This window comes from Kineococcus glutinatus (genome assembly GCF_039542765.1).
Taxonomy (GTDB): domain Bacteria; phylum Actinomycetota; class Actinomycetes; order Actinomycetales; family Kineococcaceae; genus Kineococcus_A; species Kineococcus_A glutinatus.
In genome coordinates, this window is the sequence record NZ_BAABIL010000014.1 from 1 (window position 1) to 11,948 (window position 11,948).

Here is an 11,948-nt window from a genome sequence, read left to right on the forward strand (position 1 = left end):
TTCCAGCGCGTCATCGACGAGGTGGAGCCGCTGGACGCGGCCGCGGTGGACCGGGTGCTGCTGTGCAGCGGGAAGGTCTACTACGACCTGCTGGCCGCGCGCACGGCGCGCCAGGACCGCCGCACCGCCATCGTGCGCGTCGAGCAGCTGGCCCCGCTGCCGCTGGACCGGCTGCTGGAGGTGGCCGGGCGCTACCCGCAGGCGGAGCTGGTGTGGGTGCAGGAGGAGCCGGCCAACCAGGGTGGCTGGCAGCACGTCGCCATGGGCACCTGGAAGGAGCTGGGCGGCCGGCTGCGGCGGGTCTCGCGCCCGGCCTCGGCCTCCCCGGCGGCGGGGTCGGCGAAGAAGCACCAGGCGGAGCAGGCCGCGCTGGTGGAGGAGGCGTTCGCCCGCTGACCGGGCCGGCCGCCCCGCGGCGGGGGGACCCGCGGCGGGGCGGCCGGCGCGTCCGGGCCCGTCCGCGGGGCGGCTATCCTCGCTGCGCCCGGCCCGGTGGCCGACCAGCTTCCGGGCGGGCAGTGCCGCACCCAGCAGTGCCGACCCCAGACAGGAGCGCCCCCGGCGTGAGCGAGGACCGCGTCTTCCCAGAGGACCGCTACGACGTGCGGGTCTGCGTCGTCGGCGACGAGTTCGTCACCGGTGTCGGCGATCCCCGCTCCCTGGGCTGGGTGGGCCGGGTGGCCGCCCGCACGCCGCGGGAGGACCGCGAGGTCACCCTCTTCGGCCTGGGGGTGCCCGCGGAGGCCACGACGGACCTCGCGGCGCGCTGGCGGGAGGAGACGGCCCGCCGCTTCGTCGGCGGCGACGAGCACCGCCTCGTGGTGGGCCTGGGCCACCACGACCTGGACAACGGGATCACGCTGGCCCGCAGCCGGCTGAACCTGGCCAACGTGCTCGACGAGTGCGAGGCGCGCGGGCTGCCCACCCTGGTGGTGGGTCCCGCACCGGTGACCGACGAGGCGCGCAACGAGCGCATCGGGGACCTCGCCGACGCCTTCGCCGACGTCTGCGCCCGCCGCCGGGTGAACTACGTGGACACCTTCGGGCCGCTGTCGGAGCACGAGGACTGGTACGCCGACCTCGCCGCGGGCGACGGCGTGCACCCGGGGCAGTCCGGTTACGGCCTGCTGGCGTGGCTGGTGCTGCACTCCGGCTGGTACGACTGGCTGGGCGTCCCCCAGCCCTGAGGCGGGGGCGCACGGACCCGGCCGCGGGCTTAGGGTCCGCCCATGGCTGCCGAGGACGCCGCACCGGCGCTGCTGCTGGGTCCGCTGCTGCGGTTCGTGGACGCCACCCGCGCCACGGTGTGGGTGGAGACCGACCGCCCCTGCGTGGTGTCGCTGGAGCTGCACCCGCCGCAGGGCGGGCCGCTGACGGCCAGCGCGCCGACGTTCGGCGTGCACGGGCACCACTACGCGCTCGTGGTGGCCGAGCACCTGCCGCCGGGGACGGTGCTGCCCTACGACGTGTCGCTGGACGGCGAGCGGGTCTGGCCGCCGGCGGAGGGGCTGGGGCCGTTCCCGCCGAGCGCGGTGCGCACCCGCGGCGCCGGCGGTGACGTGCGGCTGTCGTTCGGCTCCTGCCGGCGCGCCGGTGGGGGCAGCCCGCGCGAGCTGCGGGAGATGGGCGCCGACGCCCTGGCCGCCCTCGCGCTGCGGATGGCGGCCACCGACGAGCGGGAGTGGCCCGACCTGCTGTTCCTGACCGGTGACCAGGTGTACGCCGACATCCCCTCCGACGAGCTGCGCGCGCGGCTGCGGGCGGCGCACGCCGGGTCCGCCGACGACGGCGACGACGTGCGCGAGGAGATCGGCAACTACGAGCAGTACACCTGGCTGTACCGGGAGACGTGGGGCACGCCGGAGGTGCGCTGGCTGCTGTCGACGGTGCCCACCTGCATGCTGCTGGACGACCACGACCTGCGCGACGACTGGAACACCTCCCGCACCTGGCGGGAGGAGGTCGGCACCCGGCCGTGGTGGCGCGACCGCGTCGTGGGGGCCTTCGCCAGCTACTGGGTGCACCAGCACCTGGGCAACCTCGCCCCCGAGCACGTCGCGGTCGACCCGCTGTGGCGGGCGCTGCACGCCGCCGCCGACGACGCCGAGCGGGACCGGCTCATCGACGACTTCGCCTGGCGCGCCGACGCCGAGCCCGGCTCGGCCCGCTGGAGCTTCCGCCGCGACCTCGGTGACGTGCGCCTGGTGGCGGTGGACTCCCGCTGCGCGCGCGTGCTGGAACCGGACTCCCGGCGCATGGTCGACGAGGAGGAGTGGGCCTGGATCCGCGCCCAGGTGCTCGGCACCGGTGAGGGCGACAGCGAGGACGGCGGCGAGGACGGCGGCGAGGACGGGTCCCGGCCCGGCGGTGCCGCCGACCCGCCGCGGCACGTGCTGCTGGCCACGACGCTGCCGGTGTTCCTGCTGCACGGCCTGCACGAGCTGGAGGGCTGGGACGAGGCCGTCGCCGAGGGCGCGTGGGGCCGGCGCTGGGCCCGCGCCGGGGAGTGGCTGCGGCAGGCCGCCGACCTGGAGCACTGGTCGGCCTTCCGCGGCTCGTTCGCGCAGTTCGCGCGGCTGCTCGCCGACGCCGCCGCGCCCTCCCGCGAGCAGGCCCCGGCCAGCATCCTCGTCCTGGGCGGCGACGTGCACTGCAGCTACGCCGCCGAGGTGGAGCTGCCCGGCGTGGACCCGGCCCGCACCGCCGTGCACCAGCTGGTGATGTCGCCCTTCCGCAACCCGCTGGAGCCGGAGCTGCGGGCGGCCAACGTCCTCTTCGAGAAGCGCTGGCCGCGGGCGCTGCTGGGCCGGCTGGCGCGCGCGGCGGGGGTGCCCGCCGACGAGGTGCGCTGGCGGGTCGGGCACGGCCCGTGGTTCGACAACGGCGTGATGACCCTCCGGCTCGACGGGCGGCGGGCCACCGCCGAGGTCGACCACGCCCTCGTGGTGGCCGGCCACCAGGTGCTGCAGCGCACCGCCGAGGTGGTGCTGCAGCGCTGAGCGGCGCCCGCCCGGCGCTCGCCCGTGTTGCGAGTTCGTTGCGGTCACCCGGTGGTGGGCACGTTGGCCACTGGTGGCCCGCGCGCTGGGGCAGACTGTCCACGCCTTGTCCCGAACCTGGAGGTCTCCGTGGTCCATCGCCGGCCGTCCCTGCTGTCCTGCGGCGTCCTGGCCGTCACCGCCCTCGCCCTCGGCGCGTGCGGGTCCGACTCCCTCAGCGGCTCCTCCGGTTCCTCCGGCTCCTCCTCCAGCGCACCGGCCACCGCCTCGGCCGACAGCGCCCTGCACGACGCGCTGCCGCAGTCGGTGCAGGACTCCGGCGTGCTGCGGGTGGGCACCAACGCCGAGTACGCCCCGAACGAGTTCCTGGAGGGCTCGGAGATCAAGGGCATGGACATCGACGTCATGAACGCGGTCGCCGCGAAGCTGGGCGTGGAGGTGGAGTACTCCAACGCGAGCTTCGACACCCTCATCATCGGCGTCACCAGCAACCGCTACGACGCCGCCATCTCGTCCTTCACCATCACCGACGAGCGCAAGCAGCAGGTCAACATGGTGCAGTACTTCAACGCCGGCACCCAGTGGGTGACCGCCGAGGGCAACCCCGCAGGCGTCGACCCCGACGACGCCTGCGGCAAGAAGGTCTCCGTGCAGGCCGGCACCACCCAGTCCGAGGAGGACCTGCCCGCGCGGCAGCAGGCGTGCACCGACGCCGGCAAGCCGGCCATCGACGTGCAGGTCTTCGACAGCCAGGAGGACGCCACGGCCGCCGTCGTGAGCGGGCGGGTCGACGCCATGCTCGCCGACTCCCCCGTCGCCGCCTACGCCGTGCAGCAGACCGGCGACGCGCTGGAGCTGGCCGGCGACATCTACGACGCCGCGCCCTACGGCATCGTGGTGCCCAAGGAGCAGACCGCCACCGCCGACGCCATCTCCCAGGCGCTCACCCAGCTGGCCGAGGAGGGCGGCTACGAGGCCGCGCTGGCGGGCTGGGGCGCGCAGGACGGCGCGGTCGACAGCTTCCCCGTCAACCCGTGAGCACGCGCCAGCCCGTCAGCGCCGACGGCGCCGGCGCGTCCGAGGCCGAGCGACCCGGGCCGGTCGACGCCGTCGGCGTCCGCCACCCGTGGCGCTGGGTCGCCATCGCGGTCATCGCGGTGCTCGCCGCGATGTTCGTGCACCTGCTGGTCACCAACGACGCCTTCGACTGGGCCTTCACGCTGGAGGCGATGAACCAGAACCTGGTCATCCGCGGCTTCCTCGTCGGCACCCTGCTCACCACCGTCGCGGCGATGCTCATCGGCGTGGCCGGCGGGGTGTTGCTGGCCGTGCTGCGGCTGTCGGACAACCCCGTGCTGGCCGGGGTGTCGTGGGTGTTCACGTGGTTCTTCCGCGCCGTGCCGCGCTACGTGCTGCTGACGTTCGTCGGTGCCCTCGGCGCGCTGTTCGCCACCGGCCTGTCGATCGGCGTGCCGTTCGACTTCCTGCTGACGCAGTGGTTCGGCACCCCCGAGCTGCGGCTGCTCACGTTCGACCAGCAGTGGGTGTACGGCGTCTTCGGCGGGCTCGCCGGCGGCATCATCGGCCTGGGGCTGTCGGAGGCCGCCTACATGGCCGAGATTGCCCGCGCCGGGATCCTCAGCGTCGACAAGGGCCAGGCCGAGGCCGCCGGGGCGCTGGGGATGACGAAGCAGCAGACGATGCGCAGGGTCGTGCTGCCGCAGGCGATGCGCGTCATCGTGCCGCCCACCGGCAACGAGGTCATCGCCATGCTCAAGGACACCTCGCTGCTCGTGGCGATCCCGGTGAACATCGAGCTGTTCTTCCAGCTCGGCGTCATCCGCAGCCGCACCTACGAGGTCGTCGCGACGAACGTGGCGGCGATCCTCTACTACCTGGCCGCCACGAGCGTGCTCATGGTCGGGCAGTACTTCCTGGAGAGGCGGTTCGGCCGGGGCTTCGGCACCCGGACCACGGCGAGGCGACCGGCCGTCGTGCCCGGCGCCGGTGGAGGGGGTGCGGCGTGAGCGGGCAGCCCCTGGTCGTGGCGCGCAACGTGTCCAAGTCGTTCGGGCACGTGGAGGTGCTCAAGGGCATCGACCTGGAGGTGCAGCGCGGGCAGGTGGTGTGCCTGCTCGGGCCGTCCGGTTCGGGCAAGACGACGTTCCTGCGCTGCATCAACCAGCTGGAGACGTACGACGGCGGCCGCATCCGGGTCGACGGCGACCTGGTCGGGCTCGAGGAGCGCGGCGGGCGGCTGCACCGGCTGCCCGACAAGCGGATCGCGGCGCAGCGGCGCGAGATCGGCATGGTGTTCCAGCGGTTCAACCTGTTCCCGCACATGACGGCGCTGGAGAACGTCGTGGAGGCGCCGTGCCAGGTGCTGCGGGAGCCGCGCGCGCAGGCCGTGGCGCGGGCGCGGGCGCTGCTGGAGCGGGTGGGGCTGGCCGATCGGGCGGGCAACTACCCGGCGCAGCTGTCCGGCGGGCAGCAGCAGCGGGTGGCGATCGCCCGGGCGCTGGCGATGCGGCCCAAGCTCATGCTGTTCGACGAGCCGACCTCGGCGCTGGACCCGGAGCTGGTGGGCGAGGTGCTGGCCGTGATGAAGGAGCTCGCCGCCGACGGCACGACGATGATCGTGGTGACGCACGAGGTGGCGTTCGCCCGCGAGGTGGCCGACGAGGTCGTCTTCATGGACGGCGGCGTCGTCGTGGAGCGCGGCGCCCCGGCCGAGGTCATCGGCGCGCCGAAGCACGAGCGCACCCGCACCTTCCTGGCCCGGATGCGCGCCGAGCACCGCGCCTGAGGGGCTGGGGCCTCAGCGCCCGCGCGGCGGGGCGGGGTCGTCCAGCTCCAGCGCCAGGGCGTAGCCGAACACCGTCAGCGCGGTGAACACCCACAGCCACAGGCAGACCGCCACCGCCCCGCCCACGGCGTCGAACCCGCCGAACGGGGAGCCGAGGTCCACCGGGATCGCCAGGAACAGCACGAACCCCTGCACGAACCCCGCGACGAAGGCCCCCGTGCCGTACGACGCCCACAGCGACGCCCGCCACGACGGCCGCACCGGGCCGAGCACGCGGTAGAAGTAGAGCAGCACCGGGGCGATGACCAGCCAGTCCAGGGTGAGGGCGACGTACACCCCCAGGGCCTGCTGCGGCAGCGACCCGGAGCCGAAGCGGCGCACCAGGAACGGCGCCAGCTCCAGCACGGCGAGCAGCCCGGCCGCCGCCAGCAGCAGCACCAGCAGCGACAGCAGCCGCACCCGCCACGCCCCGGCCCGCCCCGGCACCGGCGGCACCCCGCCCGGCCCGCGGCTGCCGAGGCGGGCGAACCCGCGGCGCAGCCCCTCGCCGTACACGGTGGCGGGCAGCAGCGCGACGGCCACCGCCGGCCAGGAGGCGTGCACCGCGGTGGAGACCAGCTCCGACACCACGCCCGCGGTGTCGTGCGCCGCGGGCAGGGCTCGCCCGACGGCGTCGCCGAGCTGCTGCACCCGCTCCGGCCCGACGGCGGCCGCGAGCAGGCGGACGGTGACGACGAGGGAGGGCACCAGCGCCATGGCCGCGTAGAACGTGACCCCGGCGGTGAGCAGGAACAGGTCGTGGGAGCCGGTGCGCTCGCGGACCCCGCCGAGCAGGCCGCGCAGCCGCCGGGCCGGCCGCGCAGCCGTCTGCCGGCTCACGCGGGCACGAGCCCGGAACCCGCCCCGCGGAAGGTGCGCCGGTACGACGTCGGTGTGGTGCCGGTCAGCCGGGTGAAGTGCTGGCGCAGCATCGCCGGGGAGCCGAAGCCGCAGCGGCGGGCCACCTCGTCGACGCTCTCGTCGCCCTCCTCCAGCAGCAGGCGGGCCAGGTGCACCCGCTGCTCCAGCAGCCAGCGGTGCGGCGACAGGCCGGTCTCGTCGCGGAAGCGGCGGGCGAACGTGCGCGGGGACATGACGGCGTGCTGCGCCCAGCCGGCGACGTCGATGTCGGCCTGCAGGTTGGCCTGCGCCCACTCCAGCGCCCGCTGCAGGCTGTCGTCGGTGCAGGGCCGCACCGGCGCCTGCACGAACTGCGCCTGCCCGCCGTCGCGGTGCGGGGGGACGACCATGCGCCGGGCGACGGCGTTGGCGACGGCGGTGCCGTGGGAGCAGCGCAGCAGGTGCAGGCACAGGTCGATGGCGGCCGCGGTGCCGGCGCTGGTGGCCACGGGGCCGTCCTCGACGTAGAGCACGTCGGGGACGACGTCGATCGCGGTGAACTCCTCGGCCAGGCGCCGGGTGTACATCCAGTGCGTGGTGGCCCGCCGCCCGTCGAGCAGGCCCGCGCGCGCGAGGGTGAAGGTCGCGGCGCAGAGGGAGGCGACGGTGGCGCCGCGCTCCACCGCCGCCCGCAGCGCCGCGGTCAGGTCGGGACCGGGCTCCGGTCCCAGCCGGCAGCTGCGGCCGTCGGTGCAGGCGTCGTCGTGGCTGGGGGCGACGACGACCAGGTCGGCGCTGTCGAGCCGGTCGAGACCGTGCTCGACCAGGACGCCGAAGCCGGTCTTGGTGCGCACCGCGCCCGGTCGGGGGGAGCAGACGGCGAAGTCGAAGCGGGGCAGGCCCTGCGCGCTGCGGTCGATGCCGAACACCTCGCAGGCCACGGCCATCTCGAACGGGGAGACGCCCTCGTCGACGACGACCACGACGTCCCGCAGTGCGCGGCGGGTCTGCTCGGTCATGGCGGCAGTCTGCCAGCGATCCGCACGACTGGCAGGATCTGGACGAAAAGGGGCTTTCCTGCCACTCGTGGCGGTCCGCCGGCCCGAGCAGGCTCGGGGCATGGAGATCGTGCTGCTGCTCTTCCTGCTCCTCCTCGGCCCCGCCGCGTGGCGGTGGGGCGCCGACAGCCGCCGCGCCGGGGGCTGGTGCGACGCCGGCGTCTGGGACAGCTCCTACCGCGAGCAACCGGCCGCACGCCGCGCGTGAGGTCCCCGCCGGGACCGGCCGGCGCGGACCTGCCACCCCGGGCTCAGGTCACCAGGCCCAGGCGGCGCAGCTCCACGAGCAGGTCGTGCGGGTTGCTCGCCGCCTGGGAGGCGTCCTCCAGGGTCACGACCCCGTCCCGCACCAGCGCCACCAGGTGCTGGTCGAAGGACTGCATCCCGTAGAAGCCGCCCTCCTTGACGAGGTCGGTGATGTGGTGCGTCCTGTCCGGGTCCGCGATGGCGTCGGCCACCCGGCCGGTGTTGACGCAGACCTCCATGACCACGCAGCGGCCCTGCCCGTCGGCCCGCGGGACCAGCCGCTGGCAGACGATGCCGCGCAGCGCGCCCGCCAGCGCCAGGCGCACCTGCTTCTGCTCGTGCGGGGGGAAGAAGTCGATGATCCGGCTGATCGTCTCGGCGGCGTCGATCGTGTGCAGCGTCGACATCACGAAGTGACCCGTCTCCGACGCCGACAGCGCCGCCTTCACCGTCTCCTGGTCGCGCATCTCGCCCACCAGGATGACGTCGGGGTCCTGGCGCATCGCGGCGCGCAGCGCGGTGCCGAAGTCGCGGGTGTCCAGCCGCACCTCGCGCTGGCTGATCATCGACAGCTTGTCCTCGTGCAGGACCTCGATCGGGTCCTCGATGGTCACGATGTGGCACTCGCGGGTGGAGTTGACGTGGTCGATCATCCCCGCCAGCGTCGTCGTCTTGCCCGAGCCGGTCGGCCCCGTCACGAGCAGCAGGCCGCGCGGCTCCAGCGCGAGGCGCTCCACCACGGCCGGCACCCCCAGCGAGGCGAGCGGCACGGCGCCCACCGCGACGCGGCGCATCACCAGGGCCGCGCTGCCGCGCTGGCGGAAGGCGTTGACGCGGAAGCGACCCCCCTGCGGGGGGCTGTAGGCGAAGTCGGCCTCGTTGGTGCGGGCGAACTCCTCGCGCAGGTCGGCGCGCAGCACCTCGTGCAGCATGAGCTCGGTGTCCTCCGCGGTCAGCACGGGGGCCTGCAGCGCGCGCAGCCGCCCGTCGATGCGCACCCGCGGCGGCGAGCCCGCCTTGAGGTGGAGGTCGGAGCCGCGCAGCTGCGCCAGCGCCTGCAGGTACGGGACGACGGTCAGGCCGGCGCCGGCGTCGAGGAGGGTCACCACGACGTGATCGGCGGCCCCGGCGCACACCTTGACCGCACACCCCCCGCCCGGCCCAGCACCCCGGCCCAGCACCCCGGCCCGGCACCCCGGCCCGGCCGCGGTCGGGCCCGGGCGCCGGTCGTGGGACCATGGCACCAGCACCAGCGAGCGAGAGGAGCACCCATGAGCAAGCGAGGCCGCAAGCGCCGTTCGCGCAAGGGCAACGCCGCCAACCACGGCAACCGCCCCAACGCCTGAGACGGCTCCGGCCGGGACACCGGCCGGACGCGGCAGAGGGCCCGGGAGCACCTGCTCCCGGGCCCTCTGCCGCGTCCGCGCCCCGTTCAGACGCTGAAGCCGGTCCGCACCTCGGTGATGCGCAGCAGCACCTTCGCCCGCAGCTCGATCGGCGCGGAGTCGCACGCGCAGCTGCGGCGGATGAGCGCCTTGAGGTGCTCGCTGCTCGTGTACTCCTCCATGCAGGAGGCGCAGTCCACGAGGTGCTGCTTGATGCGGTCGCAGTCCAGGGCGCCCAGCTCACCGTCGATGTACTCGAACGCCCGCTGCAGCACCTCCCGGCACACCTCGTCGCGACCGGGCACCGCACCCCCGGGCGCCTCGAGCCCGCCGCTCACGCCGCACCACCCTTGCCGCCGGTGCCGCCGGTGGTGGCCACCATGCCGCGCTCGCGGGCGTAGTCGCCCAGCAGGTCGCGCAGCTGCCGGCGCCCCCGGTGCAGGCGGGACATGACCGTCCCGATCGGGGTCCCCATGATCTCGGCGATCTCCTTGTACGCGAAACCCTCGACGTCGGCGAGGTAGACCGCCATCCGGAAGTCGTCGGGCACCTGCTGCAGGGCCCGCTTCACGTCGGAGTCGGGCAGGTGGTCCAGCGCCTCCGTCTCGGCCGAGCGCAGCCCGGACGAGGTGTGCGACTCCGCGCGGGCGAGCTGCCAGTCCTCGATCTCGTCGGAGTGCGACTGCTGCGGCTCGCGCTGCTTCTTGCGGTAGGTGTTGATGTACGTGTTCGTCAGGATCCGGTACAGCCAGGCCTTGAGGTTCGTGCCCGGCGCGTACTGGTGGAACGCCGCGTAGGCCTTGGCGAAGGCGTCCTGCACCAGGTCCTCCGCGTCCGCCGGGTTGCGCGTCATCCGCAGGGCGGCGGAGTACAGCTGGTCGAGGAAGGGCAGCGCGTCACGCTCGAAGCGGGCCGCGCGCTCGTCCGCGGTCTCCTCCGACGGTGCCCTGGAGGTCTGCTCTGTCATCACCCACGAGCCTAGTCGCTCCCGGGCGCGGGCGCGGGCGGAGCCGCACGGGCGCAGCCGGCCGCGCGCGGTGGGAGAGGCGGGGAGGGGGCCTCGGGCCGGTCGCGTGCCCCCCGGCGGGGAGGGGACCCCCCGCGCCGGCCGGAGCGCGACCCGCGGGGCGGGTGCCAGCAGCATGACCATCCGAACGCCCGCGGCACCGCGCACCATTCCGCCCCCGGCGCGATCGCCCGGGGCGCCACCGCTCAGGCCCCGAGCAGCTCGCCGGTGCGCAGGTCGACGACACCCTCCAGCTCCGCCGCCGGCGCCTCGTCCAGCAGGCCGGCGTCCTGCACCCGCACGTCACCGACGCGGCGCGGCACGGGACGGGCGTCCAGCACGGTGTCGAAGAGGTCGCCCGGCACCGCCTCGAGCACCTCGCGCACCCCGTCGGCGTCGTCGCGGGACGGCTCCAGCCAGGCGTCGCGCAGCTCCGGCGGCAGGACCAGGGGCATCCTCTCGTGCAGCCGGTCCAGCCCCGGCTCGGCCTCCTTGGTGATGATCGCGAACGTCACCAGCCAGCGGTCCGGGTCGTCGTCGGGGCGGGAGCGGTCGCGCCAGAACTCGTAGACGCCGCCCAGCGCCAGCCGGGAGCCGTCGCGCGCGTGCACCGCGAAGGGCTGGGTGCGGGGCTTGCCGCTGTCGGTGCGGGCCACCGGGCTGCGCTGCCACTCGTACCAGGCGTCGGCCGGCACGAGGCAGCGGCGGGCCAGGGCGGCCTTGGCGAAGGACGGCTTCTCCAGCAGCGTCTCCGCGCGGGCGTTGATCAGGCGCGCCGCGCCGGAGGCGTCCTTGGACCAGCTCGGCACGAGCCCCCAGCGCAGCCGGCGCAGCTGGCGCACCGGCGGCCCGTCCGGGTCCTCGCGGGGCACCCGCTCCAGCACCACGGGCGGCGACGTCGTCGGCGCGACGTTGAAGCCGGGCGCCCAGCCCGGCGCGCCGTCCCCGCCGCCCACGGCGACCTCGTCGACGTCGAACTCCCCGGCCAGATCCGCGGCCCCCGTCCTGAGGGCGTACCTCCCGCACACGCGCGCAAGCCTGCCACCGGCCACCGACGCCCGCCCGCGGCGGCGCCGCCCGGGGAGGACGTGCGGTGATCGTCGCCGTGCGGTAGGCAGTGCCCATGACTCTCGTGCGCCGCGTGGCCCGTCCCCTCATCGCCGGCTACTTCGTCGCGTGCGGCGTCGACCAGCTGCGGCGCGCCCGGGAGCTGGCCCCGCAGGCCGAGCCGGTCGCCGGCGCCGTGGCCGGGCCGCTGGGCCTGCCCGACGACCCCGAGCTGCTGGTGCGCGTCAACGGCGCGGCGATGGCCGGTGCCGGTGCCCTGTTCGCGCTCGGCCGCGCCCCGCGGCTGTCGGCGCTCGTGCTGGCCGCCACGATGGCGCCGGCAACGGCCTCGGCGCACCCCTTCTGGAGCGCCGCCGGCGACGAGCGCGCCCGGGAGCTGCGGGCCTTCCTGAAGTCCGCCTCCCTGGTGGGCGCGGCGCTGCTGGAGGCCCGCGACACCGCCGGGTGCCCGGGCGTCGGCTGGCGCGGCCGCCGCCTGGCCCACGACGCCGTGCGCGCGGG

General features: G+C 75.3%; 14 protein-coding genes and 1 pseudogene. 9 read left to right on the forward strand and 6 right to left on the reverse strand.

Annotated elements, in window-relative coordinates; genetic code table 11:
* The 6 genes and pseudogenes from kgd to ABEB16_RS01095 form a co-directional block, all read left to right on the forward strand.
* Nucleotides 1-396: pseudogene (gene kgd, locus ABEB16_RS01070) on the forward strand (multifunctional oxoglutarate decarboxylase/oxoglutarate dehydrogenase thiamine pyrophosphate-binding subunit/dihydrolipoyllysine-residue succinyltransferase subunit); the annotation flags it as partial.
* A gap of 167 nt (nt 397-563) precedes the next feature.
* On the forward strand, nt 564-1,187 hold the full coding sequence (locus ABEB16_RS01075) for a GDSL-type esterase/lipase family protein (protein WP_345710430.1): 624 nt from the start codon (nt 564-566) through the stop codon (nt 1,185-1,187).
* Between the two features lie 42 nt (nt 1,188-1,229).
* A complete protein-coding gene (locus tag ABEB16_RS01080) occupies nt 1,230-2,999 on the forward strand; it encodes a DUF7800 domain-containing protein (RefSeq protein WP_345710431.1) in 1,770 nt (589 codons plus the stop codon).
* A 129-nt stretch (nt 3,000-3,128) separates the two neighbouring features.
* On the forward strand, nt 3,129-4,037 hold the full coding sequence (locus ABEB16_RS01085) for an ABC transporter substrate-binding protein (RefSeq protein ID WP_345710432.1): 909 nt from the start codon (nt 3,129-3,131) through the stop codon (nt 4,035-4,037).
* Nucleotides 4,034-5,026, forward strand: a complete 993-nt coding sequence (locus tag ABEB16_RS01090) for an amino acid ABC transporter permease (protein ID WP_345710433.1) — start codon at nt 4,034-4,036, stop codon at nt 5,024-5,026. The genes ABEB16_RS01085 and ABEB16_RS01090 overlap by 4 nt, the downstream gene beginning before the upstream one ends.
* On the forward strand, nt 5,023-5,805 hold the full coding sequence (locus ABEB16_RS01095; RefSeq protein ID WP_345710434.1) for an amino acid ABC transporter ATP-binding protein: 783 nt from the start codon (nt 5,023-5,025) through the stop codon (nt 5,803-5,805). The genes ABEB16_RS01090 and ABEB16_RS01095 overlap by 4 nt, the downstream gene beginning before the upstream one ends.
* Nucleotides 5,806-5,817: 12 nt before the next feature.
* Here ABEB16_RS01095 and ABEB16_RS01100 read toward each other — a convergent pair whose 3' ends face one another.
* Together ABEB16_RS01100 and ABEB16_RS01105 are read right to left on the reverse strand one after the other, a co-directional pair.
* Nucleotides 5,818-6,684 (reverse strand): YihY/virulence factor BrkB family protein, encoded by an 867-nt coding sequence (locus tag ABEB16_RS01100; RefSeq protein WP_345710435.1) that lies wholly within the window; start codon nt 6,682-6,684, stop codon nt 5,818-5,820.
* Nucleotides 6,681-7,703, reverse strand: coding sequence for a GlxA family transcriptional regulator (locus ABEB16_RS01105; RefSeq protein WP_345710436.1), 1,023 nt, complete (start codon nt 7,701-7,703; stop codon nt 6,681-6,683). Before ABEB16_RS01105 ends, ABEB16_RS01100 begins: the two co-directional genes overlap by 4 nt.
* Nucleotides 7,704-7,803: 100 nt before the next feature.
* Here ABEB16_RS01105 and ABEB16_RS01110 point away from each other — a divergent pair, with 100 nt between their 5' ends.
* Entirely contained in the window at nt 7,804-7,950 is a 147-nt protein-coding gene (locus tag ABEB16_RS01110) for a hypothetical protein (protein WP_345710437.1), read from the forward strand.
* 43 nt (nt 7,951-7,993) lie between these two features.
* Here the strand turns inward: ABEB16_RS01110 and ABEB16_RS01115 are convergent, their stop codons facing one another.
* A complete protein-coding gene (locus ABEB16_RS01115; RefSeq protein ID WP_345710438.1) occupies nt 7,994-9,097 on the reverse strand; it encodes a type IV pilus twitching motility protein PilT in 1,104 nt (367 codons plus the stop codon).
* A 162-nt stretch (nt 9,098-9,259) separates the two neighbouring features.
* Here ABEB16_RS01115 and ABEB16_RS22755 point away from each other — a divergent pair, with 162 nt between their 5' ends.
* The gene (locus tag ABEB16_RS22755; protein ID WP_371863679.1) at nt 9,260-9,334 is read left to right on the forward strand and encodes a 50S ribosomal protein bL37; all 75 of its coding nucleotides are present in this window, start codon (nt 9,260-9,262) and stop codon (nt 9,332-9,334) included.
* Between the two features lie 86 nt (nt 9,335-9,420).
* On the opposite strand, the gene rsrA is transcribed toward ABEB16_RS22755, so the two are convergent.
* The 3 genes from rsrA to ABEB16_RS01130 all read right to left on the reverse strand — a co-directional run bounded on the left by rsrA (nt 9,421) and on the right by ABEB16_RS01130 (nt 11,407).
* Nucleotides 9,421-9,711: a mycothiol system anti-sigma-R factor gene (rsrA, locus tag ABEB16_RS01120; protein WP_345710439.1), complete on the reverse strand. Its 291-nt coding sequence runs from the start codon at nt 9,709-9,711 to the stop codon at nt 9,421-9,423.
* On the reverse strand, nt 9,708-10,340 hold the full coding sequence (locus tag ABEB16_RS01125; protein ID WP_345710440.1) for a sigma-70 family RNA polymerase sigma factor: 633 nt from the start codon (nt 10,338-10,340) through the stop codon (nt 9,708-9,710). Before ABEB16_RS01125 ends, rsrA begins: the two co-directional genes overlap by 4 nt.
* 245 nt (nt 10,341-10,585) lie before the next feature.
* The gene (locus tag ABEB16_RS01130) at nt 10,586-11,407 is read right to left on the reverse strand and encodes an SOS response-associated peptidase (RefSeq protein ID WP_345710441.1); all 822 of its coding nucleotides are present in this window, start codon (nt 11,405-11,407) and stop codon (nt 10,586-10,588) included.
* Nucleotides 11,408-11,502: 95 nt separating this feature from the next.
* On the opposite strand from ABEB16_RS01130, the gene ABEB16_RS01135 reads away from it, so the two are divergent.
* The coding region (locus ABEB16_RS01135) for a DoxX family protein (protein WP_345710442.1) at nt 11,503-11,948 on the forward strand (446 nt) is incomplete at its 3' end.